The 26762-nt window shown below is 59.6% G+C and carries 26 protein-coding genes; 10 read left to right on the forward strand and 16 right to left on the reverse strand.

Annotated features, from left to right (window positions below):
• Positions 1-28: 28 nt before the first annotated feature.
• The 4 genes from CAL20_RS16505 to CAL20_RS16520 form a co-directional block, all read right to left on the reverse strand.
• Positions 29-895: a branched-chain amino acid ABC transporter permease gene (locus tag CAL20_RS16505; protein WP_094820834.1), complete on the reverse strand. Its 867-nt coding sequence runs from the start codon at positions 893-895 to the stop codon at positions 29-31.
• A 94-nt stretch (positions 896-989) separates the two neighbouring features.
• Positions 990-2159: an ABC transporter substrate-binding protein gene (locus CAL20_RS16510; RefSeq protein WP_094820833.1), complete on the reverse strand. Its 1170-nt coding sequence runs from the start codon at positions 2157-2159 to the stop codon at positions 990-992.
• A gap of 120 nt (positions 2160-2279) precedes the next feature.
• Positions 2280-3686, reverse strand: coding sequence for an amidase (locus tag CAL20_RS16515; protein WP_094820832.1), 1407 nt, complete (start codon positions 3684-3686; stop codon positions 2280-2282).
• A complete protein-coding gene (locus tag CAL20_RS16520) occupies positions 3683-3889 on the reverse strand; it encodes a hypothetical protein (protein ID WP_094820831.1) in 207 nt (68 codons plus the stop codon). Before CAL20_RS16520 ends, CAL20_RS16515 begins: the two co-directional genes overlap by 4 nt.
• A gap of 188 nt (positions 3890-4077) precedes the next feature.
• Between CAL20_RS16520 and CAL20_RS16525 the strand changes: the two genes are divergently transcribed.
• Positions 4078-4962, forward strand: coding sequence for a LysR family transcriptional regulator (locus CAL20_RS16525; RefSeq protein ID WP_094820830.1), 885 nt, complete (start codon positions 4078-4080; stop codon positions 4960-4962).
• Here the strand turns inward: CAL20_RS16525 and hpxZ are convergent.
• From hpxZ to CAL20_RS16545, 4 genes are read right to left on the reverse strand one after another with little or no spacing between them, the layout of a single operon-like run.
• Entirely contained in the window at positions 4943-5320 is a 378-nt protein-coding gene (gene hpxZ / locus CAL20_RS16530) for an oxalurate catabolism protein HpxZ (RefSeq protein WP_094820829.1), read from the reverse strand. The genes CAL20_RS16525 and hpxZ overlap by 20 nt on opposite strands.
• Positions 5320-6141 (reverse strand): ABC transporter ATP-binding protein, encoded by an 822-nt coding sequence (locus tag CAL20_RS16535; protein WP_094820828.1) that lies wholly within the window; start codon positions 6139-6141, stop codon positions 5320-5322. Before CAL20_RS16535 ends, hpxZ begins: the two co-directional genes overlap by 1 nt.
• Positions 6141-6971 carry an ABC transporter permease gene (locus CAL20_RS16540; protein ID WP_094820827.1) on the reverse strand — a complete coding sequence of 277 codons (831 nt, stop codon included), beginning with the start codon at positions 6969-6971 and terminating at the stop codon, positions 6141-6143. Before CAL20_RS16540 ends, CAL20_RS16535 begins: the two co-directional genes overlap by 1 nt.
• A gap of 4 nt (positions 6972-6975) precedes the next feature.
• On the reverse strand, positions 6976-7986 hold the full coding sequence (locus tag CAL20_RS16545; protein ID WP_094820826.1) for an ABC transporter substrate-binding protein: 1011 nt from the start codon (positions 7984-7986) through the stop codon (positions 6976-6978).
• Positions 7987-8411: 425 nt separating this feature from the next.
• On the opposite strand from CAL20_RS16545, the gene CAL20_RS16550 reads away from it, so the two are divergent.
• The 5 genes from CAL20_RS16550 (at position 8412) to CAL20_RS16570 (ending at position 13286) form a co-directional block, all read left to right on the forward strand.
• Entirely contained in the window at positions 8412-9341 is a 930-nt protein-coding gene (locus tag CAL20_RS16550) for an ABC transporter substrate-binding protein (protein ID WP_094820825.1), read from the forward strand.
• Between the two features lie 21 nt (positions 9342-9362).
• Positions 9363-10367 (forward strand): FecCD family ABC transporter permease, encoded by a 1005-nt coding sequence (locus CAL20_RS16555; protein ID WP_094820824.1) that lies wholly within the window; start codon positions 9363-9365, stop codon positions 10365-10367.
• Between the two features lie 6 nt (positions 10368-10373).
• Positions 10374-11435: a FecCD family ABC transporter permease gene (locus tag CAL20_RS16560; RefSeq protein ID WP_094838421.1), complete on the forward strand. Its 1062-nt coding sequence runs from the start codon at positions 10374-10376 to the stop codon at positions 11433-11435.
• A gap of 7 nt (positions 11436-11442) precedes the next feature.
• Positions 11443-12276 carry an ABC transporter ATP-binding protein gene (locus tag CAL20_RS16565; protein ID WP_094838422.1) on the forward strand — a complete coding sequence of 278 codons (834 nt, stop codon included), beginning with the start codon at positions 11443-11445 and terminating at the stop codon, positions 12274-12276.
• Between the two features lie 176 nt (positions 12277-12452).
• Positions 12453-13286 (forward strand): aldo/keto reductase, encoded by an 834-nt coding sequence (locus CAL20_RS16570; protein WP_094838423.1) that lies wholly within the window; start codon positions 12453-12455, stop codon positions 13284-13286.
• Between the two features lie 7 nt (positions 13287-13293).
• On the opposite strand, the gene CAL20_RS16575 is transcribed toward CAL20_RS16570, so the two are convergent.
• The 8 genes from CAL20_RS16575 to CAL20_RS16610 form a co-directional block, all read right to left on the reverse strand.
• The gene (locus CAL20_RS16575) at positions 13294-15672 is read right to left on the reverse strand and encodes a TonB-dependent siderophore receptor (RefSeq protein WP_094838424.1); all 2379 of its coding nucleotides are present in this window, start codon (positions 15670-15672) and stop codon (positions 13294-13296) included.
• Positions 15673-15840: 168 nt separating this feature from the next.
• The gene (locus CAL20_RS16580) at positions 15841-16815 is read right to left on the reverse strand and encodes a FecR family protein (protein ID WP_094838425.1); all 975 of its coding nucleotides are present in this window, start codon (positions 16813-16815) and stop codon (positions 15841-15843) included.
• Between the two features lie 27 nt (positions 16816-16842).
• Positions 16843-17346: a sigma-70 family RNA polymerase sigma factor gene (locus CAL20_RS16585; protein WP_094820818.1), complete on the reverse strand. Its 504-nt coding sequence runs from the start codon at positions 17344-17346 to the stop codon at positions 16843-16845.
• 113 nt (positions 17347-17459) lie between these two features.
• Positions 17460-18143, reverse strand: a complete 684-nt coding sequence (locus tag CAL20_RS16590; protein WP_094820817.1) for a GntR family transcriptional regulator — start codon at positions 18141-18143, stop codon at positions 17460-17462.
• Between the two features lie 43 nt (positions 18144-18186).
• Positions 18187-19116 carry an NAD(P)-dependent oxidoreductase gene (locus CAL20_RS16595; protein ID WP_306431397.1) on the reverse strand — a complete coding sequence of 310 codons (930 nt, stop codon included), beginning with the start codon at positions 19114-19116 and terminating at the stop codon, positions 18187-18189.
• Positions 19097-20077: a Bug family tripartite tricarboxylate transporter substrate binding protein gene (locus CAL20_RS16600; protein WP_094820815.1), complete on the reverse strand. Its 981-nt coding sequence runs from the start codon at positions 20075-20077 to the stop codon at positions 19097-19099. Before CAL20_RS16600 ends, CAL20_RS16595 begins: the two co-directional genes overlap by 20 nt.
• A gap of 162 nt (positions 20078-20239) precedes the next feature.
• On the reverse strand, positions 20240-20641 hold the full coding sequence (locus CAL20_RS16605; protein WP_094820814.1) for a carboxymuconolactone decarboxylase family protein: 402 nt from the start codon (positions 20639-20641) through the stop codon (positions 20240-20242).
• A 114-nt stretch (positions 20642-20755) separates the two neighbouring features.
• A complete protein-coding gene (locus CAL20_RS16610) occupies positions 20756-21655 on the reverse strand; it encodes an NAD(P)-dependent oxidoreductase (protein ID WP_256981572.1) in 900 nt (299 codons plus the stop codon).
• Between the two features lie 237 nt (positions 21656-21892).
• On the opposite strand from CAL20_RS16610, the gene CAL20_RS16615 reads away from it, so the two are divergent.
• The 4 genes from CAL20_RS16615 to CAL20_RS16635 all read left to right on the forward strand — a co-directional run bounded on the left by CAL20_RS16615 (position 21893) and on the right by CAL20_RS16635 (position 26635).
• Positions 21893-22858, forward strand: coding sequence for a Bug family tripartite tricarboxylate transporter substrate binding protein (locus tag CAL20_RS16615; protein ID WP_094820813.1), 966 nt, complete (start codon positions 21893-21895; stop codon positions 22856-22858).
• A 125-nt stretch (positions 22859-22983) separates the two neighbouring features.
• Positions 22984-23766, forward strand: a complete 783-nt coding sequence (locus CAL20_RS16620) for an aldolase (protein ID WP_094820812.1) — start codon at positions 22984-22986, stop codon at positions 23764-23766.
• A gap of 12 nt (positions 23767-23778) precedes the next feature.
• The gene (locus CAL20_RS16625; protein WP_094820811.1) at positions 23779-24333 is read left to right on the forward strand and encodes a helix-turn-helix domain-containing protein; all 555 of its coding nucleotides are present in this window, start codon (positions 23779-23781) and stop codon (positions 24331-24333) included.
• 424 nt (positions 24334-24757) lie between these two features.
• Positions 24758-26635, forward strand: a complete 1878-nt coding sequence (locus CAL20_RS16635; RefSeq protein WP_094838427.1) for an ABC transporter ATP-binding protein — start codon at positions 24758-24760, stop codon at positions 26633-26635.
• Positions 26636-26762 lie beyond the last annotated feature (127 nt).

Consider the following 26762-nt stretch of genomic DNA (forward strand, 5'->3'; position numbering starts at 1 on the left):
AGTGCTTCGCCCGCCGATGGGCAAGGATTCATTCAGGTTTTCCAAGGAGCCCCCACGGTCGGAATATCAGCAACGCGACGACCACGCCGAATGAGACGAACGACGATACCGACGCGCCATAGAAAGTGGACAGAAAACTCTCCGCAAAGCCCAGCAGTACGCCGCCCAGCGCCGCACCGGATACGCTACCCATTCCCCCTAAGATCACCACAATGAATGCGACCATCAGCGGGCGATCTCCCATGAATGGCGACAAGGCATAGGTCTGGGCATACAGACCGCCCGCCAACGCCGTCATGAAAATCGCAATGAAAAAGGCCAGCATGTAGATGAATCGCGTATTGATGCCTTGCGTGGCCGCGATATCGGAATCGAGCGCCGCGGCGCGCATCGCCAGCCCCTGCCGCGTATGCGTAACGAAAAACCAGAACAAACCCAGCACCACGACGGCGATGCCCATGATGATCAGCCGATCCATCGGCAGCAATACACCGTGCACATCGAGCATGGTGTCTGTCACAGCAGGCAATGATCGCTCGTTCACGTCCCATATCAGCACCGCTGCATAGACCAGCGCCATATTCAGGCCCAGCAGCGCAATCATGCTCTGGAACATCTTGTGGTAGAACCAGCGGAACACCAGACGTTCCAGCACCAACGCCAACAGCGCGACCAGCAGCGCGCCGCCCACCACGGCCACCGGATACGGCAGACCGTACATGCCATACAAGTAGTACAGCGCGTAGCCTCCCAACATGGCAAAGGCGCCGTGCGCAAAATTGACCACGCGCATGATGCCGAACAGCAGCGTAAAGCCCAACGCAACCAGGATGTAGATGGAACTGAGGCTCAGGCCGTTGATGAAGACCTGGCTCAGGATCGGTAAAGAGAACATCGGCGGATCTCACTAGGTCGGACGACTGGATGCCGGGCGCCACCGTTCCGAGCGGTCAAGCGGCGCGCGAGTACGACGTCATTGCAGGAATGGCTCAGCGCTTTTCGGGCTGCAATGCCTGGATAGTGACCTGCTTGCCGTCCTTGACCTCGACGATCCAGAACTTCATCAGCAACTGGTGCTCGACGCCGTAGTCTTTCATCCCGCCCCAACGCACCGGCCCGAACAGTCCAGCATCGTAGTCGTCGAGTTTCTCCAGCGAATCACGCACCGCAGTGACCTCTGTCGTCCCGGCACGGCGAATCGCCTCGAGCATGATTTTGGCGGCGTTGTACCAGCCTGGCGCTTGAGCGTTGATCACGCCGTCGCCGTATTTCTTGCGATAGGCCTCGATAAAGCCCTTTGCGTCAGGCGAATCGAAGTCGAACACGTTCAGCGAAATAAAGCCGTTTGCCAGCGGTCCGGCGATATCCACGATCTCGTCGACCGAAGGTCCGCCAACTTGCCAGATGGTCTTTTTAAAACCGCTCTGGCGCGCCTGTTTCAGCAGCAGTGCGGCCTCACCCGGTGCGTTGCTGTTCAAGTCCAGCGCATCGACATTCTGGGCAATCATGCGCGCCATCAAGGGAGTGAATTCCTTGGCGCCGCGATCGTAGAGTTCAGTCCAGACCTCGATGCCGTTGGCCTTGTAGTATTCGGCCAATTGAGGCACGACAGACTGCCCCACCGCATCGTTGGGCGCGATCAAGGCGACCTTCTTGACCTCGGGATGCGTCTCATGGAACCACTTCACCATCGGCGGCCCGAACTCCACCGTGCTGTTCATCGCGCGGAAGTTGAAAGGCGATTTCGACTCGTTCTTCAAGATGGTGGGCGAAAAGCCATTGGATAACAACAGCACCTTGGCCGGGTTCGTCACTGCTACCGCGCTCAACACCGACGGAGACCCAATGGGGCCGATGATGAACTTGACGTTGTCGGCATTGATCAGGCGATCGGCCGCCAATCGTCCTCCCGCTGCGGTGTATTTATCGTCGTACATGACCAGCTTCGGCGTGTAGACCTTGTCGCCTACCTTCAGGCCGCCTGCCGCGTTGACTTCGTCGAACGCGATCTGGATCCCACGCTGCAGGGCCAGCCCCCAGGCGGTACCGCCGCCTGACAGTGGTCCGATGCCGCCGATTTTCAATTCTTCCTGGGCGCCGGCTGTAGAGGCCAGCATCATCGCTGCAACGAATGACAGTACCTTGATCTGCTTGAACATGCGCGTTCCCCTTGAACAATTTGATTTGACTTGCCTCAGCTTGTTGTAGTGATCTTCCTCGTGTCGATATGCCTTCCTGAAAGTGTCCACCGCACGTTTCAAGTCCCCGGCGCGCCGCCGCTAGGCCGCCTCCCGATCGATAGCGGGATGCTGTCCGCGCCAGGCTGTGACCTGCTCGAATCCTGCGCCCGCCCGCAGGACTTTGGCGTCCTCATGGCAACGGCCAACGAATTGCAGCGATAAGGGCAACCCGTCACTGGACAAACCGCACATCACGGCCAAGGCTGGGTGCCCAGTCAGATTGAAAGGCGAACGCGCCTGGCGGGCATAAGTACGAACGAACTCGACTTCGTCGTCTATCGCCGAAGCCGGCTCCAGAGAATTGGCGACGATCAAGATGTCAACGTCGCGCAACACCCGGTCAACCGCCTGAATCAGCTGCAGGCGCCAGCGTTGCGCCTGCACATAGTCTCCCGCACCAAGAAATGCGCCGACGATCAGTTTTCGCCGGGCGATATACGAGTAATCCGCCGGCCGCTCGCGCAGCCAATTCGCGTGCACCGCCCAGGACTCGGCATGGAAGATGACGCGTTGAGCGGTAGTAAAGCGGGCCAGCGGCGGCAGGCTCACATCTGTCACGGACGCACCGTGTTGACGCAATACCTGAACCGCGTCGTCGATGGCGCCGACCACCTCGGCACTGGCCTGCATGTCCTGCTCATGAAAATGGCGCACCAGACCAAAGCGCAGGTCGCGCAAACCGCTAGACAATTCGGCGGTGTAATCGTCCACGGTTTGCCGTGCGCTGCCTGGGTCCTCGGGGTCGTGGCCGCCGATAATGTTCATTGCAATGGCGAGATCCTCGCTCGAACGCGCAATAGGCCCGACATGGTCCAGCGTAAAACACAGTGGAAACACCCCATGGCGCGACACCGCGCCATAAGTAGGTTTCAATCCCACCACGCCGCAGTGCCCGGCCGGGTTACGGATCGACCCGCCAGTATCTGTGCCCAACGCCAATGGCACGAACCCTGCCGCCACCGCCGCACCCGATCCCGAAGACGAGCCTCCCGTCTGATGCTCTGTATCCCACGGATTGCGGGCCGGCGGATAGGCGGCATCGTCGCTGGGACCTCCGATCGCGAACTCGTGCAACGCCAGCTTGCCCAGGCTGATCGCGCCCGCGTCATGCAAGCGCCTGACGACTGTCGCATCACGCTCGGCCACTTGGTCGAGCATCAGGCGGGAATGGCAACTCGTGACTTGCCCGGCCATGTCGATCAGATCCTTGAATGCGACCGGAACGCCATGCAGCGGTCCTCTCCAATTTCCGGCAGCGATCTCGCGCCCTGCCTGGCGGGCTTGGGCGATCGCACCCTCCGCGTCCAACGACACAAAGGCGTTGATGCCGCCGTCATAGCGGGCAATCCGCTGCAGCAGCGCCGTCACTACAGTTTCGGGTGTCAGGGCACCGCTACGGTAGGCACGCGACAGTTCCGAGGCAGTCATCCAGTGAATATCGTTCACGAGCAACTCCTCGCCTGCATCGGAGGCCACACCTCGGCCTTCACATCGTCGAGCGCAAACAAGACGTTGCGCAGCTGCATCGCCGACTGAACCGCGGCCAGCAGATCCTGTTCAAAGGTGCCTACGATTTCATCCAGGCCCGCATCGCGCGCCATCAGCAGATACAAGGGGTTGACCCGACTGGCCGCACCGGACGACGCCATGATTGCATTCCCAGTTAGTAAACATGGCAGTAGTTAACCGGATTACTTCATAAATAACTATTGGATAATATCCATGCATTATTCGAAAAAAACTAAGTCCCAAATCGGCCTCGGATGGCGGAGTATTAGCGGCTGCCAATGCAGCAGAGACCTGTGCTGATGCGGACGTCTCGATCGGGGAAACGGGCATGAACATCAAGTACCGGCAACTGCAGGCCTTTACCCTTGCCGCCAAGCTGGGATCCTTTGCCAAGGCAGCAGAGGAACTCTGTATTACCCAGCCTTCCTTTTCGGTGCAGATACGCGAGCTCGAGCATGACCTGGGCCTGCAATTATTCGAACGCACCACGCGCTCGTGCCGGCTGACGCCCGCAGGCACGACCTTTCACCGCGAAATCGCGCCCATCCTGCATGACCTGCGGCAGGCCTATGGCCGGGCGATCGACGTCGGCGCAGGACGCAGCGGTCAACTGCTCTTGTCGGCCCTGCCTTCGCTGTCTTTCGGACTGCTGACGGAAGTCCTGGGCCGGTTCAATCAGGATTACCCTAATGTGCGCATCCGCATGCGCGAGGAGTTGAATGTCGCGGTCATCGAGTCCGTCAAACGCGGCGAGGTGGAGCTGGGCGTCGGATCCGAGCTCAACGGCGATCCGGAGCTAGGGTTCATGCAACTGTTTCACGACGATCTGGTCGTCGTCGCCCCGATGCGGCACGCGATCTTCGCCGAGCCGCTGAAATGGAGCCGCGTTGGTGACTATCCGCTGATCATGCTGACCATGGGGTCCGCGGATCGCGCCATCCTCGCGAACCGCCCCGGTATTACACCCACCATCGAAGTGGCCTATATGGGTACCGCCGTCAGCATGGTACGCAACGGCATGGGCATCACGATCCTGCCCAGCAGTGCTTTAAAAGGGGTCGATATGGAAGGCCTGCAGGCGCAAGCCCTGCCCGGAAAAGACTGCCGCCGTACGATAGGCGTGCTTTACCGTAAACGTGCCCCCTTGAGCACCATCGCTCATGCCTTCGTACGGCTGCTAAAGAAAAACGCTGCTACGGTTTCAGCTGACTGACGTGCGCCGCCGCCACGCGCCACCCACCAGGTGTGCGCACCCAGGTCTGGCTTTGGCGGCCGGTTCCGGCGACACCCTCTCGCCGGAATTCCATGTTGCACGTGGCAAAATCGCGGCCATATGTCGTGATCACCGTTTTGAGCACCTCTCGATCCAGTCCTTTGGACGGACGGCCGGCGCGAAAGGCCCGAATCTCGTCATAGCCGTATAGATTCTCACCGGCCCCGTACCGCAGGGTATGCGGACTGTCCCAGAACAGTTCATCCAGCACGGCGACGTCATTGCCGGTGAGCGCCTTTTCATAGCGCTCGAATTGCGTCGTCACCTCGGCCACGACCTCCGGCAGGTTGATTTCCATCACCGCCGCACCTCTCGTTGAAAGATTTCCAGGCTGAGTTTTTTGGTCTCGATAAAACTGGGCTGCGACAGCGTCTCGACGGTACGCGGCCGTGCGTCGCGATAATCGAGAATCTCGGCAACGCGAGTCGGCCGTTTAGTCAGCAACAACACCTGATCGGCGAGATAGACGGCTTCCTCCAGGTCATGCGATACCAACAACATGGTCGTACCCGTTTGTATGAAGACCTCCTGCAATTTTTCCCGGATGAACAAGGTCATCTCGAAATCCAATGCAGAAAAGGGCTCATCCAGAAACAAGACCTCGGGCTTTGGCGCCAAGGCGCGCATGATCGATGCCGTTTGCTGCTGACCGCCCGACAACTCGTAGGGATAGCGATTCAGGTCGAATTTCACGTCAAACGACGCGATCAGTTCCTCCATCCGACGATCGACCTCGACCTTGGTCTTGCCCTCCAGCATCAAGGGATAGGCAATATTGTCGATCGTGCGCATCCAGGGAAACATCGCTTCGCGATAGTTCTGGAACACATAACCGATGCGCGTGTCTTTCAGCGACTTGCCATCAAAAAGAATCTCGCCGCGATCAATGGGGATCAGCCCCGCGATCATATTGATCAGCGTGCTCTTGCCGCAGCCATTGGGGCCGAACACCGACACGATGCGGTTTTTCGGGATGTCGAGATCGAAATTCTCATACAGCGGCCAACCCGCAAAATACTTTGTCAAACCGCGTATCGTGATATGCGTACCCGCTGGTCCAGGGGTAAATCGTGGCGGTGGCACATCGGCATACGCCGGAACATTCAACACAGCACTCATTATCGTCCGCTCCAATGTACGACACGGCGCTCGATCACCAGGAACAGGATGTTCAGGACATACCCCAACGCGCCTGCTGCCAGAATCGCGGCATACATCGTTTTGACATTCAGGATCTGCTGGGCATCGATGATGGCGTGACCCAGACCGTTTTCAGAACCGATAAACATCTCAGCCACAATCACGATCACCAGCGCCATCGACACCGCCGAGCGCAACCCGACAAAACTGGGCTGTAGACTTTCCCATACCAACACGTCCTTGAAAATGCGCCAGCGAGAGGCGCCCATGACCTTGGCCGCCATGACGCGCTGTTTACGCGCATTAATCACGCCATAGGCGCTGTTAAAGATCACAATCAGCAATGCACCAAACGCAGCGATGGCCACCTTGTTGAAATCGGACACGCCGAAAATCAACAAGAACAGCGGAATCAACGCGGAGGACGGTGTAGACCGAAAGAAGTCCACCAAAAATTCAACACTGCGATAAGCGCGCTCGTTGCTGCCCAACAAAACACCCAGCGGCATGCCGATCACGGCGGCAATTGCAAAAGCCTGCAAAGTGCGGCTGACCGTCACGAGAAAATCCGTCAACAAATCGCCGCCAGCCAGCCCCTGCATCAGCGCCACGAGCGTGTCCACTGGCCCTGGCAACAAAATGGGTTTGACAAAACCCATCCGCACGACCACGTCCCAAATGACGAACAATACGATCGGCCCGACAAAAGGCAACAGTCGATCGCTGAATGGCGCACGCGGTGGCGCGGCATCATGCGAGGCAGGCGGAGCCCACGTGCTCGCCCCCGAAGAAACTGCAGATTTTTCCATGAGGTCAGGCCTTGTAAATCAATCCAGCGACATCGATCTTGCGCGCGAAGATCTGTTTCTCGGTAAACAGATCGAAGTACTTCTGGAAATACTCCACGTCGCTGGGCTTGAATTCGTCGTACATGACGTAGGCCGCCAGAGGAACTTCCTTGGTCAAAGCGCCTTCGATCGCGGTGTAGCCTTTCATATACTGCCGAGCCTCATCAGGCTGATTGCGCACGAGGTCGATGCCACGGCGATAGGCTGCGATGAACTTGGTCGCGGCTTCCGGATTCTTTTTCAGGAATTCGCTGGTCAGGCTGGCCGAGCCGCCATGCCAAGGCGCCATGGGGTCTCCTAGAATGTAGTGCGACACGACGCCTGCCTCCAGCACGCGAGTCGTGCCATTGAGCCGCCCTACCGTACCGGTGGGCTCCAGCGTATAGCACCCCTCTACCTGGCCCGCCGCGACCGCAGCGACGTGCTGACCGATAGGCAACTCAATGACTGACGCGCCCGTGGCGCCCGCGCGTTCGAGCATCGTCTTGGCCAGCGTCATGTTCTGAATTCCGGGGCCGCACGCAATCCGCTTTCCCTTGAAATCCGCCACGGTTTTATAGGGGCTGTCCTTGGCGACGATGAATTCATCCAATACGTCTTTGACGTTAGTGGGATTGGTGCAGAAAATTTTGAACAGGCCGGGCTGCGCAATCTCGCCAATTCCCAGATTGGCGGACCCGGTACCGTTGGAGCTGCCGTCGCAGCGGCCGGCCAGCATGGCTTCCATGACTTGCTGGGCCCCAGCGAACTTCTGTCCCTCTACATCCAAGCCCGCCTCTTTGAAATAGCCTTTCTCCAGTGCGGCGTAAAACGGCAGCCCTGATGCGACCGGCCAAAAGCCGATGCGAATTTTGGGCGCGGTCTGAGCTCGTACCAGCGCAGGCGCGGCCAGTACGCCAAACAACGCGGCGCTGGAACGCAACACACGGCGGCGGCTGGCACTGGCTAACAGGGTAGCGGAACAAGCTTTACTCATGAGGAACTCCAATAACAGCAAACTAGGGGCGGACTCATTGGGAATCCAGGCTTGTATACCGTCACGCAAAATCCGTGCCATATTGGCCTGGCACCGAGCTGCCCTCTCGGGATATCAGCCGCCCCACCGCAAACCGCTCGGCCTCTTTGCCGGGCATACATGAATCGTGCGCACCGCTCCTGTGCTAACTCACACGCAAACGCACCATATCGGTGCATAAATACCTTTATTTCTGTACCCCGCGAGCCCCTATTTCGCCGCCTGCGTAATCGAATGCAATATTTGCGGCCGCCGCCTGCAATTCAGCTCGATGTAAATGAAGGTAAACTCGGGAAATAAGACTTATTCCTGATCAGTCGTAGAGGCGGCTGCCTCAGTTACGTCATGACCAGGCTCGTTTGTGCCGCTATACCCGAAGGAACCTCATGCGTTTTGCCGTTTTATCCCCCGTTCGCGCCCTGCCCGCTATTGCTGCAGCCCTGATCGCCAGTCTGGCCCTCACTACGCAGGCCCTGGCCGCCGAACAAACCGTGCAAACCGCATTTGGGGACGTCAAGATCGAGGGCACACCGACCCGTGTTGTCACGCTGGGCGAAAACGCACTGGACGCCACGGCTGCTCTGGGCATCAAACCCGTCGGCGCACTGGCGAGCCGCGGCGGCACAGACATTCCGAATTACTTGAAAGACAAGACCGGCCAATTACCGCTGGTGGGCACCGTGCGCGAGCCCAATCTGGAAGCCATCCTGGCCCAGCAGCCCGACCTGATACTGTCTGCCACCGGCCTGACCAAAGAGATGTACGACAAGCTCAGTCTGATCGCCCCGACGGTCGTGCCTCCGGGCAGTTCCTTCGACCCATGGGAAGACACGCTGCGGCTCTACGCCAAGGCCGTCAACAAATCCGACGAAGCAGAAAAGCGCATTGCCGAAGTCGACACGCGCATCGCCGATCTGCGCAAACGTATCCCTGCTGACACGACTGTATCCGTCCTGCGCTGGAATCCTCAAGGCCCCCAGATGATGTCGAGCCACCTGTTTGTGGGCTCCTTGTTGAGCAAACTGGGCTTGAAACAAAATGCCTTGGCTGAAAGCCTGACGCAACGCCCGCACAGCGATATCCTCAGCCTGGAAAATCTGAATAAAGCCGACGCCGACTGGATCTTTCTGGCCACGCTGAATCCCGACGGTAAAAAAGCTGTCGAAGAAGCTCGCAATCAACCCGCCTTTACTCGCCTGAAAGCTGCCCAGGACCAGCACGTCGTCAGCGTCGACGGCCAGATCTGGAGCAGCAGTTCGGGTTACTTCGCCGCGCAACGCGTTCTCGACGATGTGGAGAAATCGCTGGCGAAGTAACGACGAAGTAGTGGCGAACTGATGACCGCGACAAAATCTACGATGCCGCTAAAGGCGCTGGGCCTTAGCGCGCTGTGCCTGGTGCTGTTATGCCTGCTGAGCTTATTAGTGGGCGCCGGCGATGTAGGTCCTGTCGATAGCCTGCATGCGTTGCTGGGAGGCGGGACCGACAATGCGCGCTTCACCATACTGGAACTGCGGTGGACACGCACCGAACTGGCGTTACTGGTGGGCGTGTCGCTGGGAGTCGCCGGCCTGCTCATGCAAGCCGTGACCCGCAACCCATTGGCCGAACCGGGCTTATTAGGCGTCAGCGCGGGCTCGTCGTTCGCAGTGGTGTTGGCGATCCTGTTGGGCGCGTCAGCGGCTGCTACTTATCTCTCTGCCGCCTTTATCGGTGCGATGGCCGGCTGCATGCTGGTCATGATCGTCATGCGCATGCGCGGTGTCGGCGATGACCCTATTCGTCTGGTGCTGGCAGGTGCCGCCTTTACCGGCCTGCTGCAGGCGGGCAGCAGCATGATCCTGCTCTCCGATCAACGCACTGCTGACGAGATCCGGTTCTGGGTCGTCGGCGGCGTAGCAGGACGTCCGCTCGAAACTTTCGCCTGGACACTACCGGGGCTGATCCTGGGCCTATTGATTGCGTTGCCGTTGATTCGCCCACTGGCCGCGCTGGCGTTGGGCGAGCACGTCGCCAAGGGCCTGGGCCACCACCCGCACGCAGTACGGCTGGCAACGCTGTTGTCGGTCGCCTTACTGGTCGGCACCGCCAATGCCGCGGCGGGCCCGATCGCTTTTCTGGGGCTGATCGTGCCCTACATCGCACGCCGCCTGGTCGGCACGGATATCCGCAAACTCCTCGGGCTATGCGTCTTGCTCGGACCCTGTGTGCTGCTGCTGGCCGACATTGTGTCCCGCATAGCAGTGCGTCCGTACGAGCTGCCCGTAGGCGTACTGACTGCGTTCATAGGCGCACCGATTTTGATTGCAGTAGTGCGTGGCCATCGGCTGCCTAGCTTGTGATTGCCGATGTCTAACTCTGCTTCTCTTCACCACCCTCATGGCTATATCGTGCTGCGTGCGGGCGGCTTGTCGCTGTTGTTGCACCAGCGCAGTACCTGGGTATTTCTGCTGCTGTCGCTGCTGTTGGCATTCGTATGCGTGTTCTGTCTCAGTGCAGGAGGCCCCAAGCCCCTGGCGTTGAGCGAAACCTTTGCCACGCTGCTGGGCGGCGGCACGCCCATGCAACGCCTGCTGGTCATGGAGTTGCGCGTGCCGCGTATTCTGGCGGGCCTCTTCAGCGGCGCAGCCTTGGGCGCCGCAGGCTGCCTAATGCAGACGCTCGCCCGCAACCGGCTGGCTACGCCGGGCATCGTCGGAATCGACAACGGCGCAACGGCCTTTGCCGTGGCGTCGATCGTGGGAGTAGCCAGCAGCTTGGCCCCATCAACGCTGGCGCTGTCCGGCGCGGCCACGGCTGCGGCCATGACCTTCATACTGGCGTCGGGCGCAGGCGCACGCGGCTATCGCTTCATCGTGGTGGGTATCGCGGTAGGCGCGCTGTTTGGCGCCCTGACAAATCTGATGCTCGCTCGCGCCGCCATCGACGCCGCCAATGCCGCCTATCCCTGGACCGTAGGCAGTCTGAACGCGCGCCCGACTGCCACCGTCCATCTCCTGGGCTACAGCCTGCCTGTTCTGTTATTCCTCAGCCTGATGCTGACGCGCGGCCTGGCCGCCATGCGGTTCACAGACAGCGTGGCCATCGGCCTGGGCGTACGTCTGCAGGCCATGCGCATCGCCACCCTCATCGTGACCGTCTGCTTGACCGCCTTGGCCGTCGCCGTCTGCGGCCCGGTGGGCCTGGTGTCGCTCATCGCGCCCGAGGCCGCCCGCTATCTCGGCGGACAACATGGCGTGCCTGTTCTGAACTCGGCACTGGCCGGCGCCATCCTGACCGTCTTTGCCGACTGGATAGGCCGCACGATACTGGCCCCGCTCGAACTGCCCGTAGGCATCATCCTGGCCATCATCGGCGGGCCATACCTGCTGTGGATCATCCTGCGCCAATCGGCGCAAAAACGCCCGTGATTCGACTATGACCGCCCCGATTTCCCCCCTGCTTTATGCATCCGCCGACACCCGCGCGACCTTGGCCACGCAAGCCTTGCGCATGGGCTACGGCCAACGGCTCATTATTGACTCGCTGGACCTGAATTTGCCCACAGGCCAGGTCACGGCCATCGTGGGCCCGAACGGCTGCGGCAAATCGACCTTGCTGGCGGGGCTATCGCGTTTGCAGAAACCGCTGGGCGGCGCAGTATTGCTCAACGGCAAAGCCATCAACACATTGCCCAGCCGCGAGGTCGCACGCTTGTTGGCGCTCTTGCCCCAGGACGCAAGCGCCCCTGATGGACTGACGGTATCGGAACTGATTCGTTTTGGCCGCCAGCCCCACCAGGGTTTGCTGCGCCAATGGAGCGATCAGGACCAGGCCGTCGTCCAGGCTGCGCTCGACGTAGCCGACCTGAACGACTTGGCCGATCGCCCCCTGGAATCCATGTCCGGCGGCCAGCGCCAACGCGCCTGGATCGCGATGGCGATCGCGCAGGACACCCCCTTGCTGTTGCTCGATGAGCCGACCTCTGCGCTGGACCTCGGGCACCAGATCGAGGTTTTTGAACTGATCCGCCAATTGGCGCACGTCGGCAAGACGGTCGTCATGGTGGTCCACGATCTGTCCAGCGCCTGCCGTTACGCCGATCACATCGTGGCGATGAAGCAAGGCAAGATCGTGGACCAAGGTCCGCCCGCACACATCGTGACGCCCGAGCTGGTCGAAACTCTTTACGGCGTACGCTGCACCTTGATGCAAGACCCGCAGACAGGCACGCCTGTGATTGCGGGCGTCAGTTTGATCAATAAGAGCTGAATACGGTAAGCCGGACCCGCAACTCAAAGGCGTTGAGACCGGACATCAGGCGTTGAACATGCCACGCCCTTGCTCGCCGCTATCGCGTCTTTGCCTACGCCAGATCACACGCGTGTCATTTCGTGTTCAGGCCACTCGTCGTATCATGGCAAGAGCATTCGTCATAGGAGCCGCCCATGAGCAACAACATCGCCCCGACCATAGCATTGCGCAACGGCGTAGCCATGCCGCAATTAGGGTTGGGCACATGGCCCATGGACGATGCCGAGGCAACGCGTGCAGTTGCCAGCGCTTTGCAGATGGGTTATCGGCTCATCGACACTGCAGAGAACTATCGCAATGAAACCGGCGTAGGCGCAGGCATCCGCGCATCCGGTATTACGCGCGATCAAATATTCGTCACGACCAAATTCAATCGCGAATGGCATAGCATCGAAGGCCCCCGACAGGCCTGCGAGGCCAGTTTGAAACGCCTGGGCCTGGACTATATCGATCTGCTGTTGATCCACTGGCCCAATCCCAAACAGGACCGTTATGTCGAGGCTTTCGAAGGGCTGACCCGACTGTTGGAAATAGGCCTGGTACGCGCCATCGGGACGTCCAACTTCACCGTCCCGCATTTACAGCGTCTGCTGGACCAGGGTTTGGCACCGCATGTGAATCAGATTCAACTGGACCCGTATCATCTGCGCAGTGACATCGTCGCGCTGCATCAAACCCACGGCATTGTCACGGAAACATGGAGCCCCATTGGCCGCGGCGGGGACATGCTGGCCGACCCGGCGATTGCCGCCGTGGCAAAACGTCACGGCCGCACGCCGGCTCAGATCGTGTTGCGTTGGCATATCCAGCACGGATTTGTGCCGGCGCCCAAATCTTCCGACCCGGCGCGACAGGCACAGAACCTGAATGTTTTTGATTTTCAGCTATCAGACGATGAGGTGGCTGCACTGAATGCACTGGACCGTCCCGATCCAAACATGCTGGATGCGGAACGGTTCGGGCATTGAACTCGTATCACCAACGATGCTGATACGTCAGCGTCAACAACGCCCCCGACGCCGGCAAACGGCTGGTGTTCGTACTGCTGCGCATCAGTTGGCTATAGAGCGGGTAGTAATCGCGATTGAACAGGTTTTCCACGCCGACGATCAAAGTGTCCTTGGGCGTGAACTCATACCGGCTCATCAGGTCGACCGTGAAATAGCTGCTCACGTCACGGCGCCCAAAGCCCTCTTTTCCATCCAGACGATAGTCCTCGGCGCCAAAGTAGTTCGCTTGGACCCGGGTGCTCCATCGTTCAGTGGGGCGGTACTGTAAATACGCGGTGAGCTTGATCGGAGGAATACGAAAACCCGTCATGTCCTGCCAATCCCCATTTTCGGGCTGCTCGCGGCCTTTCATCCAGGTAAAGGTTCCGCCTGCGCCCCATTTCTCGTCATCCGTGAGGTAGTCGACTGTTCCCTCGATACCGTAGATGCGCTCTTTCGTACGCGTGAGGATCAGGCCATTGTTGAAACTCTGCGCGTCCCCAAGTTTTGAGGTGGTGTAGAACACCGCCAACGAGGCCGAGGTATTGCTGCCTATACCGCCGCGCCATCCCAACTCGTAGTTATTGGTCTTGACCGGCTGCAGGTCCGACGATTCGATATCGAATCCCGGCCGCGCATTGCGCATCTGCACGCCGATATCAGGCAGTTGGAATCCCTGGCTGAAATTGGCATAGAACTCCTGCCCCTTTACAGGTGCATAGGCCAACCCCGCGTTAAATAGAAACGCGTCATAGCTGACTGACCCACCATCCACTGTCGCAGGCGACGGCACACGCAACTGAGACAGGGGCACAAAATCGTCGAACTTTGCGGTCGCATATTCATAACGTATTCCGCCCTGAGCTGACCATCGCTCATTGAAACGATGCTCCAACTGCGCGAACACGCCCGTGCTGCGCGTGGTCAATTCGGGCATATAGGTCAACTGGCCGGTCTTGCGAAAGACCCTGCCACCGCTGGCGTCATACGCCGCCGCATCGAAAATATCCAGCGGCATATCACTGCGTTCTTGATTAAAATCCGCGCCCCACAGCACTTTGGACTGATCTCCCAACGGCGTATCGACCGTCAGACGTCCGCCCAGCACCTTGGAGTTTTGCGTGACCTGATCGACCTGATTTCCGCGGGTGACCACTGCACGAGCGTCGAATGGCGTGAAACGCGTAAAGTAGTCGCGGTAATACATTTGCCCCGTGACTTTGCTGCCCAGCAGATTCAGATGCTGGTATTCCAGGTTCACCAGCGTATTGCGGATCTGATTCTGATCGACGAGCTCCAGACCGCTCATGGGCAGTGCCCGTGCAGTGCCCGGCGGGAGCCGTGCTACCGATGGATCAGAGGTGTAGTCAGAGTCCTGGTCTGCGTTGTAGTAGCTGGCGGACAGCTGCACACGCTGGTTCTCGTCGATGCGCAATCCCAGCTTGCCGCCGACGCTATAAATATTGGAATCAAACAGATCGCCTTGGCTGGGCTCGGGTGCAATGCGCCGGCCGTGAGCGTCGTACGACGCTCCATTGTGACGCGCGCCCAGGTCGAAGGAATAATCCAATATCCCTTCACTGCCCGCGAAATGCTGCTGCAGCTGCCCACCCAGTCCATCGGCATGCAAACGCGTCAGCGGACTCACGCCGGTCAGCGTCGTTTCCGCGACAAACTCGCCGCCAGCCGGGCGAGTCGTAATCGACACAATCCCGCCTGTCGCACCGGCGCCGTAGATGGAACTGCTTCCTCGTAATACCTCGACGCTCTCGATCGTAGCCGGGTCGATATTGGCCAAATTCCGCGAGGAGTCCCGATTCGTATTGAGCGGAATACCATCGACCAACACCAGCACGCCGCGGCCGCGCAGCGTCTGCCCGTAATCGGTGATCGTACGGCTCGAATCCGCCATGCCAGGCACGGCCTTTGCCAACACCGTTGCCAGATTGCCCGATCCCGTACGCAGCTCTTGCAAAGCGTCGTGCTCCAGCACAATCGTCTGCTGCACCGGGCTCACCAGATTGCTCGACGTACGCGAAGCTGACACTTCAATCGGCGCCATGACCGCCGGATCGGTTGCCGTTGCAGCGTCGGCCGCTGTGTCGCGCTCGACAATGATCGCTGCGCCCTCCTTGCGGGCGTGCAAGGAAGTCCCCTTGAGCAACGCGTCCAGCGCCTGCTGCGGCGACATGCGCCCCGAGACTGCCGGCGCATTCAAACCAGCCACCGTTTGCGGGGTATAGAAAATCTGCAGGCCGTGCGTTTGGGCCAGATCCCGCAACGCCTGATCCAGCGATTGAGCAGGCATATTGATCTCGACCGGCGCCGGCTGTGACTGGACATTGACAGCCCCCAGACTCAGCATCAATGCCACTCCCACAGGCCCCAGGTATGGACGTACCCGCGCCCCGCTCCCCACTTTCCTTCGCTTCACCGTGTCGACTCCAATGCTATTTGACGGCGGCAACCACGCCGCCTGTCTCAATCAGGGAGAAGACGAAACTCCAGAAAAAAACCTGAATCGCCGGAGCGGTTATTTTGTAACAGCCGCTGCGGAAACGATTTCCCGGCGGCCGTCAGCCAGTTGACGCACCTGCACCGGCAGAAAATGCGGCAAGGCCGCGAGGAACGCGTCCGTATCATCCGTCCGGAAAACGCCGCTGACCTGCAGCTTTCCCAATGATGGTTGTCCGGCCAGGACGACGGGCTGCTGACGATAACGCGAAACCTCGCGTGCCGCGCTGGCCAAGTCTGTCTCACGAAACACGATCTGTCCCTTGCGCCACGACAATTCCGTCGCCACGTCGACGTGCTGCGGCGACTCGGCACGGCCATTGGCGCCTATGCGAACGGCATTACCCGCCACCACGGCAACAGGCTCAGTATCATCGCGCCCCTCGACATTGACCGAACCCGACTCGACCACCACCGACAATTGATCGCTATCACGGCGCACGTCGAACCGCGTTCCCGTGACCAAGGCCGTGCCTATGCCTGCGTCAACTAGAAACGGATGCTTGGCGTCCTTTTCCACCGAGAACAACGCCTGGCCGGCCAGCAACTTCACTCGCCGCGTCGTTTCATCAAATCGCACCTGAATATGGCTGCCGCTGTTCAACTCCACCACAGAGCCGTCCGACAAGGTCACGGTTTGCCGCTCGCCCAAAGCGGTGCGGTATTCCATCTCGATCACGCCGCGAGGCCAATGCCAGATCGCCAGCCCGAGCACAAGTACGCCCGTACAGAACGCCGCAATAGCCTGGCGTCGATTGACGCCAAACCGCCTCGGCCGCACCGTGGCCAATGCTTGCAGGCGCTCCTGCGGTATGTCGGCCGCTGCCTGCCAGATGGACTCCAAGACGCGATACTCATATGCATGGCGTGGATCGGCTGCCAGCCACGCATCCCGCTCGGCCTGCGCCGTATCGTCCCACTCGCCTGAATGGGCGCGCGCAAACCACTGGGCCGCCTGGGCACGAATAGGATCGGATCCGACGGCGGCGCTCACAGCAAAACCTCTATCACGAGCGGACACTCAATCCGGCGCATAGGCCCCCAATCGCTCTCGTAAATGCAAGGCAGTACGAATCATGTATTTCTCGATCATGTTTTTGCTTAACCCCAGGCGCTGAGCGATCTCGGCCTGCGTCAGGCCCTCCACACGCTGCCAGACGAATACCTGGCGGCACTTGAGCGGCAATTCCTGCAGGGCGGCTTCCAGAGCACGGCCGAGCTGGCTGGCGCGGGCCTGAGAGACGGGGTCGTGTAGAGGATCGGCATAGGCCGCTATGGTATCAAGCGGCACCCATTCCTTGGCGCGATCTCGTCGAAAGGCATCGACGGCGGCGTTGCGCGCTGCCTGGTGCAGATACGCCCGAGGCTGCGCCACCTCTGCAGAGCTTGTCTCCAGGCACTTTACCAAGGCGTCATGCGCAAGATCCCGCGCCGCCTCCCGGCATCCCAATTTCCGGGTCCAGACCGCGAGCAGTTCTTCGTAATAGGCGAGAAAACCTTGCGGGCGAGATCGGCGGGCTGACATAACAGAGGATCGATAAGATCGAACATGATAATGTTTTTTATTTACATTAACAAATACAGCCCGCCCAGGGCCGACGGCAGCCCCCTCCGCCTGGATGCTTCAAAAGGCTAGGTCTATGCTGATGAAACCTGCTGCTTTTGCTCGGCCATCACGCGCAGAGCGATCGTCGCAGCTTTACCGACATGCTCGGCACACAGTTTCGATGCCCGTTCGGCATCACGGCTGCGGATAGCGCCGATGATCGCCTCCAACTCTTTGACCGTATGAGGCAGCCGCCCAGGCTGGCTCATGGAAAAGCGGCGCAGCGAATTAATGCGATTATTCAATCCTGTCAGCATTTCCTGGACGATGGGGTTGCCACAAGCCTTGAGCAACACACGATAAAACTCATTTTTGGCTTGGACCAAGGCTTTCTGGTCAGCACTTCCCTGACAGGCGGCCACGCGCTGCAAACTCACCTCCAATGCAGCGATATCCTGCTCTGACGCGTGCTGCGCGCAACCTGCGCCAGCCAGCGCCTCCAGGGCCTGGCGCACGGCATAAATGGACTTGGCCTCTTCGAGCGTGATCTCCGCCACGGCGGGCCCGCGATGCGGCACGATGGTTATGAGCGCTTCGGCCTCTAATTTCTGCAAGGCCTCGCGCATCAGAGAACGGCTGACATCGAATAGCTCGCATAACTCGCGTTCAACCAGTTTCTGGCCGGGCAGAAACGTGCCATCGATAATGGCATTACGCATACTATCGATGACCTGTTTCTTCAGCGAGACTTCGGCACGTTCAAATTGAATACTCATGGCCTCATTATCGACCGCTATCGCCGGGCCCCTCAGTCGTCTTTCATGGCAGAGTCACATCGCAGCGCTGCGCAATGAACTTGGCGAGCTCGGTATGATCGGCTCCCTTTCCTAGCGACTCAGCGGCGGCGCGCCACGTTTTCAGACAAAGCTGCGAGAACTCGGCCGTATGGTTTTCATCCAATCCCAGAGCGATGCCTAGGTCTTTGACCATCAGCTCCAGCCCAAAACCGGCATTGTACTTTCCCGATAAAACGAACTGCTTGAATTTCTTTTGCGTGGAATTGTTCATACCGGTCGAGGCATTCAATACATCCACCATGACTTCGGTATCCAGGCCAAACCGTTTTCCCATCAGAATTGCCTCGATTCCGATCAAGAAACCGCCGGCCGACACCAGGTTGTTCAACGCCTTCATCGCGTGCGCGCTGCCCACTTCGCCCGTACGCACGACGCTGGATCCCATGGCACGCAGTACCGGTTCGACGATGGACAGGCTCGCATCTGTCCCGCCGAACATGATCGATAGATCGCCAGTATTCGCACGGCTGACACCGCCCGATACGGGCGCATCGACCAGCGCTGCACCGTGGCCCTGGGCCTCTTGGGCCAAGGCCCGCGTCGCGGCTGGCACCCCCGAACTCATCTCGACGATGATGGAGCCGGGTTGCACCACAGAAAATACTCCGTCCGAGCCCCTGAGCACTTGCTCCACAATCGCGCTGGTCGGCAGCATCGTGATGATGATAGATGCCCGTTTGGCCACATCGGCGGGCGTCGCCGACGCGCTGACACGTTCATTTTGCGCCAGTGTAGCGACAGCTTGCGCATTGGTGTCATAAACAGCGAGAGAATATCCCGCCTGCAACAAGCATTGGGCCATCGGCTTGCCCATGCTGCCCAAGCCAATAAATCCGATTGTCGGTGTCGTCATGTCTTGTCTCGATATCGTTCTATGGATTGATAGGAATATTCGCGTCGTGGATCAATTTAGCAAAGCGGTCCAGGTCTTTGCTCGTCAAACGCTCCATTTCGGCGGGGCCACGCCGCTCGCCCTGCGGTGCCAACGCTCCCAACGAATCCAATGAGGCCTTCACCTTTGGATCGTCCAGCGCATAATTCAGCGCGCTGACGAGCTTGTCCATCCGATCCTTGGGCGTGCCTTTCGGCGCGGCCAAGGCATTCCACACCGCGATATCGAATTCCGGCACGCCGCCCTCTGCAAACGTCGGTGTGTCGGGCATTTGCGAAATACGCTCGGGGCTGGCCACCGCCAAAGGCACCACGCGCCCGCCCTTGCTGGCCGGGATCATCGCGACGGTCTGATCGATCAGCATGTCGACCGTGCCGGCCATCAGGTCGACCAACGCGGGCCCCGTGCCACGATACGGAACCATCTGGGCTTTCGTCTTCGTCAGATAGAGAAAATATTCCGCTCCGATGTGCGCCGTGCTGCCCGGGCCACCATTGCCCAGGTTCACGCTGGGTTTAGATTGGTCGCGCAACCGCTTGAGCAGATCCGGCAGGTTCTTGATGCCGCTGGCCGCGCTGACCGATAGCACCATCGGTACCTCTGCAACCAGGCCTATGGGCTCCATTTCCGTCTTGGGGTCGAATTTCATACTGCGATACAGGGTTGGCGCAATCGCAAACGAACCCATATTGCTGAACATGATGGTGTAGCCATCGTTGTCCGAGCGCAAGAACTTTTGTACCCCTGGCACGCCGCCGACACCGCCCAGGTTCTCAACGATGACGGTCGTGCCGAGATCTTTGCCCATGGCCTCGGCCACGATGCGCGCCAGCGCGTCGGTAGAGCCTCCCGGCGCATAAGGCACGATCATGGTGATGGGTTTCTCCGGATAAGCCGCATGTGCCGCACTCGCGAGGACGGCCAGGGCGGCCGCCAGCATGGGGCGAAGAAATTTACGCATGAGTGTCTCCCTCCACCTTGTCTCAGGCGGATGTCAGTCCAGCATTGAAAATGAACGACCGGATATGAACGGCCCTGCCCTGCGCTGCCTATCGCGCTGGTCTATGCAGAGGCCTGTTCCGTTAGTGTTGTGTTGTCATCCCCGGCCGCAGACGCCGATACGCTATTTCTCGGTTCCGGCAGCTTGCGCCTCGCGATATTCCTTGATCGCTTCAGAGGCGATCCGGAACGAATCCATCCCTGCCGGAATACCGCCATAAATCGCCACGTGAGTCAGTGCGCCGCGGATCTCCGATTCTTTCAAGCCATTGCGCAAGGCGCCTTTGACATGCAGCGACAACTCATGCGGACGATTCAGCACGCTGATCATGGCCAGATTCACCAGACTGCGTTCACGGCGAGTCAGGTCATCATTGGCCCAGCACAATCCCCAGCACGCCGTCGTCGTGATTTCCTGGGCGATACGATTGAAATCGGTCGCATTGGCGATCGACTTGTCCACGTGTTCGGCGCCCAGCACTTCGCGTCGGACTTTCAAGCCTTTTTCGTACAGTTCGTTGTTCATCGTCTTCCTTGACAGTGAGAAAAGCATTAATCAAAAAGAACAGCCTGACACCCAGAAAGAAACGCCTGCGGCGTCAAGCGTGGCCGATCGTGGAAATCACGAACGCACCGGTATTTACTGGGAATCGGCATGCCCGCGAATCGTGATGCCGGCCCATTGCTCCATGACACGGGCGACGTCCGAAATATCGGCGTCCTCGCCACAGGTCGCTGTGGTGATCGCCAGCATCTCGCGGATCGCGACGCTGACAGGCATGGGAATGCCCATGGACGCGGCCTCTTCAATGCACAGCGTCACATCTTTGTGGGACAGCTTGTTGGCGAATCCCACCTGAAAACGGCGGGTCAGCACCTCGTTGGGGATCTTGTGTGTGGTTGCCGTATTACGACCGCTGCTGGCGTTGATGATCTCCAGCGCGACGGCCGGGTCGACGCCTGCCTTGGTGGCCATGGAAAGCGCCTCTGACGAGGCCACCAAGGCCGCTGCCGACAGCATGTTGTTGGCCAGTTTGGCCGCCTGAGCCAAGCCCGGCGCCTCGCCAGCGTAAAGCACCTTGCCCAGCGGCTGGAATATCGGCTCGACCTGGTGGCGAACGCTCGTAGCGCACGACACCATCAAGGTCAACGTCCCTGCCGCAGCGCCGGTGACGCCGCCGCTGACCGGGGCTTCGATCCACTCGATGCCGCGCTCGCTGACGATTTCATGAGCGCGCCGCGCAGCCCGGATACCAATCGTCGACAGATCGATCACCCGGCGGACCTTTGCGCCATGCCGTAATTCCAGCAAGACGGATTCCACAATCGCAGGTGTGGGCAGGCTCAGGCATATCGTCTCGACCCGATCCGCCAGCGCCCGGACGCTATCTGCCAAGACCGCACCGCTCTCTTTCGCAGCGGCCCGTGCCTGCGCGGACGCGTCGAATGCATGCACCGCGTATCCGGCCTTCAGCAGGTTGCGCGCCATAGGCAGGCCCATACGCCCCAACCCGACAAAGCCGATTTCCTGGTTCTCCAAGACCGCCTCCTTTCATCTGATTGTATGACAATACGTCAATCCTACGTTAAAGAAGGCCCAGGAACACATAAGTAATAACCCTGGGCCCGCCACATCGGGCGATGTGCCCGGGCCTGAACGCCGCCCCTTCGAGGGAAATCCCCTACACGCCAAACCTTGATGACACATATAAATCTATAGGACACTTCGTGTCATTAAGGAATCATTTTTGACTACAATCAACATCAGGGAAAAATCATGCGTATATCCAGACTTCTTATCTCGACCCTTTTCGCGGTCAGCTGCAGCACCGCCGCGTCGCAATCCTATCCGGAGCGTGCCGTGCGGCTCATCGTGCCTTTTGGTGCGGGCGGCATCACCGATATCGTGGCGCGCCAGGTGGGCAAGGAATTGGGAGACGCCTTGGGCCAGGGCGTGATCATAGAAAACCGCCCTGGCGCCGGCGGCGTGATCGGCGCCCAGCTCGCGGCCACATCCGCGCCGGATGGCTATACCCTGTTCCTAGGTACGGTCGGCACACAGATCGTGAATCCTCTCGTTCGCGACAAGATCTCCTATGACCCGGACCGCGACTTTCAGCCGGTAGGCTTGGTATCGAGCTCACCATTTATGCTCGCCGTCCATCCCAGCGTCCAGGCTCAGGATTTTGCGCAGTTTGTGACATATGCAAAGGCGCATCCCGGCCAACTGAATTTCGGCTCCGCGGGCAACGCCAGCTCACCGCACCTGGGCCTGGAACTGCTCAAACTTACCTCCGGCGTCGACATCACGCATGTGCCATTCAAGAGCGGTATCGAAGCCGTCAACGCAGCCATGGGCGGCCAAGTCGACGTCGTCATGGATGCTATACCTGTCATCATGCCGCAGGTCCAGGCCGGCAAACTCAGAGCGCTGGTACTGGCCAACCCCAGCCCCCTGCCCTCGGCCCCTGGTGTGCCTACCAGCGTAGACGTGCATGTGCCCCAACTGCAAATCAGCTCCTGGAATGGGCTGTATGTCCCGGCCGGCACCCCGGCGCCGATTGTCGCCACGTTAAATACGGCCCTGCAAAAGGCCCTGTCCTCGCCCGCTTTAAGCGAGCGGTTGGCCTCACAAGGGACGCAGATGTACAAAGGAACCAACGAGGAATACCAACAGTTCATCACCGCCGAAAAAGCGAAATGGACTGACATCATCCAACGTGCCCATATTCGATTGGACTGATGGCCGTGACGAACTTGAACTCCCTACCCATGACTCACTTCATCGCGCACATCAGGGATGACCGATCGCGCATGACAAATCAGTCATAACGTACAACGTACAAACACCACACGAAAGGAAGCACCATGGCAGACACCATGCACCTGTCCAAACAAGAACTGGTCGAAAAAGCCCAGGCCGAGATGCGCCGTCAGTTCGCCGACTCGCAGTGGACAAAGCGCGAACGTCTCGCGCTGACCTGCCGCATCTTGTTTGACGGCGGCCATGATTCCGGACTGGCCGGACAAATCACCGCACGCGCGGAAACCCCGGGCAGCTATTACACCCAGCGCCTGGGACTGGGCTTTGACGAAATCACGGCCAGCAATCTACTGCAGGTCGACGAAGACCTGCAGGTACAAGAAGGCGACGGCATGCCGAACCCGGCCAACCGTTTTCATTCGTGGATCTATCGCGCCCGGCCCGACGTGCAGTGCATCATTCATACGCATCCGTTGCACGTCGCCTCATTGTCGATGCTGGAGGTCCCGCTCGAGGTGTCGCACATGGACAATTGCACACTGTACGGCGATGTCGCGTTTCTGGAAAAATGGCCCGGCGTGCCCGTTGGGAACGAAGAAGGCGAAATCATCTCGGCAGCCCTGGGCGACAAGCGCGCCATCCTGCTCTCGCACCACGGCATGCTGGTCGCAGCCACGACAATCGAAGAAGCCTGCGTGCTGTCGCTGCAATTCGAGCGCGCTGCCCGCATGCAGTTGCTGGCGATGAGCGCCGGCACGATCCGGCCCATCCCGCCGGAGCTCGGCACGGAGGCCCACGATTGGATTTTGACGCCAAAACGGTCACAGATCGGCTTCGCGTATTATGCACGTCGAGCCCTGCGCACCCACACTGACGTGCTGACCTGATCCGAATTGCCTATGCAAGACCTGCCACACCGACTTCGCGCCCTGCGCCGCCAACAAGACCTGTCGCTGGAACAACTCGCCCAGCGCACAGGCCTGACAAAGAGCTATCTGTCCAAACTGGAGCGCGGCCTGAGCGAGCCCTCCATTTCCACGGTGCTCCGCCTGGCGCAGGCGTACGATATCGGTGTGTCGCAGTTGGTCGGCGCAGACATGGACGCACAAGAAGAAACCACCAGCATCGTGCGCGTGGCAGACCGGGAACCCCTAGTGCGTGATGGCACCCATGTCGGCTACCACTACCAATCCATGGCCGGCCGGCGCAAGATCCGCACCATGGAGCCCTTTGTCGTACGCCCACCGCGCAAATTCCCTGCCGACAAGGCCGTATTCCCACACCCAGGCGAGGAATTCATGCTGGTCCTGAAAGGGTCGGTCGAGGTCCATGTCGGCGAACGGCAGTTTCGGCTGGATTGCGGCGACTCAGTGTATTTCGATTCAGAACTGCCGCACCGCATGCGTACAGTCAGCCGGGAGATCGCCGAAGTCTTGGTGGTCGCAGCGCGTTGATCCCAGCGCTGCGACCACCAGCGAGGCCATCCCGAGGCAGTGTTGCGTCCGTCACATAAACAGGACCGAATGCATTGCCATTGTCAAGCCTAGGCTGATACTATTCGTACTCGGGCGTTTACCGCCCCTCATTCCGTACCCCGCTTTCTTCCACCATTTCACTTGCCACCAGGGAGGCGTCTGATGTCTATCGTTCGCAATGCTTTCCCCGGCGTGGACCCGCGACACCGTTAAGTCGTCGCTGGCGCTGGGCCGCCCGCCAAGCTCTTTTCGCTTGTAAGTACGCATCTGCGCACTTGCGGCAGCCTATCGCCCATTCCAGACATTTTGCTCGACCCATCCGCCTCTACGGACGCGCGGCGATGTCTGTTTCTATTGCTTTTGTTGAAAGTCCCGGTATCGCAACGATACTGGGCCATAAAAAATGGCTCGAAGAAAAATTGATTTTCGCGGACACGCGTTCAAGAACGTTTTAGGTTTTACGTTTCGGCATTGGCGCGAACAGCCCTGGCGCGCTCTGCTGATCATTCTATTGGTGCTGCTCTCGGCCACGGCGGATGTGTTGACACCTATGTTTGCTGGGCGTCTGGTCGACGCAGTGGCGGCGGGCATCTCCAGCGGCCCGCAGGCCTGGGATACTGCGATGGCCGCATTTTGGGCGCTGGCCGGGCTGGCGCTAGCCAGCACAGTCTTTCTACAGCTGGTGTACATCAACATCATCAAGCTAACGCTGAAAATGATGAGTGCGGTGGCATCACGCGCATTTCACCGTGTGCAGCGCCTGTCTACAGATTGGCATGCCAATAATTTTGCCGGTTCGACGGTACGCAAGATCACGCGCGGGATGTGGGCCCTGGACTCGCTCAACGACACCTTGCTGATCGCACTACTGCCATCGGTCGGCATGCTGGTGGGTGCGACCATTCTCTTGAGCGTGCAATGGCCCATCATGGGCCTGGTGGTTGGCGTGGGATCGCTGCTGTACATCTCGGTGACAACCGCCTTGTCATTGGGTTTTGTCGCGCCGGCCGCAGCCCTGGGTAATGCTTGGGATACTCGGCTGGGTGGCGCCTTGGCCGACACTGTGACCTGCAATGCCGTGGTCAAAGCCTTTGGCGCGGAATCGCGCGAAGAGGACCGGCTGGAGCGCATACTGAGCAAATGGCGGCATCGTACGCGGCGAGGCTGGGTACGCGGCACACTCAATGGCGGCGTACAGGGCCTCATGCTCGCTGCGATGCAAGCCGCCATTCTGGGCACTGCCCTGCTGCTCTGGGCCAAAGGCCAAGCCAGTGTCGGCGACATCACCTTTGCGTTGACGATGTTCTTTATCTTGCAAGGGTATCTGCGGGATATCGGCATGCACATTCGGGACTTGCAGCGATCGGTCAACGATATGGAAGAGCTCGTCTCGCTGCATGCGCAGCCTCTGGGCGTGAGCGACCGTCCCAATGCGCGCCCTATTGCGATCCAGGCAGGCGAGATCCGTTTTGAGAACGTCACGTTCCGATATGGCGCGCACCCTGTCGCGTTGTACGACGATTTCTCGGTGCGTATCAAACCGGGTGAACGCGTGGGCCTGGTGGGCCACTCGGGCTCTGGCAAGACGACGTTCATCAAGCTGATCCAACGGCTCTATGACATCAACAGCGGCCGCATCACCATCGACGGCCAGGATATCGCCGAGGTGCAGCAGGCCTCGTTGCGCAGCCAGATCGCCATCGTGCAGCAAGAACCCGTGCTGTTTCACCGCACGCTGGCCGAGAACATTGCCTATGCCCGGCCCGACGCCACGCGCGCAGAGATCGAACACGCCGCACGCCAGGCCAGTGCCCATGATTTCATCATGGCCTTGCCCAAGGGCTATGAAACCATGGTGGGCGAACGCGGCGTCAAACTCTCTGGCGGCGAACGCCAACGGGTGGCCCTTGCGCGCGCGTTTCTGGCCAATGCGCCTATCCTGATATTGGACGAAGCGACATCGAGCCTGGACAGCGAAAGCGAAGCCCTGATCCAGCAAGCCATGGAACGCCTGATGGCCGGACGTACCACGCTGGTGGTCGCACACCGGCTGTCTACGATACGTACCATGGACCGTTTGCTGGTGATGGACAAAGGCCGCATCGTCGAGGAAGGCAATCATCACACCCTGATGCAACGCGAAGGCGGCCTATATCGGCGGTTGCTCGAGCGCCAAGCTCTGGAACTGACCAAAGGCCTGACCTTGCCCGATGGCGCGCAGCAACGCCGCCCGCTCATGGCATCAGACCGGGAGGACGATGCGTTGCTGACTGAAGGCTGACAGCCTGCTGGGGCTCAGTCTGATTCCTTATAAGGCGCCAACCAGCGCGTTGTATTCCTGTCATAGGCGGGGCGCTACAATTAGGCGTTTTTGGCCGCGGGCCATGGCGCCCCTCCGCCTTTTCATT

The organism is Bordetella genomosp. 4 (genome assembly GCF_002261185.1).
Classification (GTDB): Bacteria; Pseudomonadota; Gammaproteobacteria; order Burkholderiales; family Burkholderiaceae_B; genus Bordetella_A.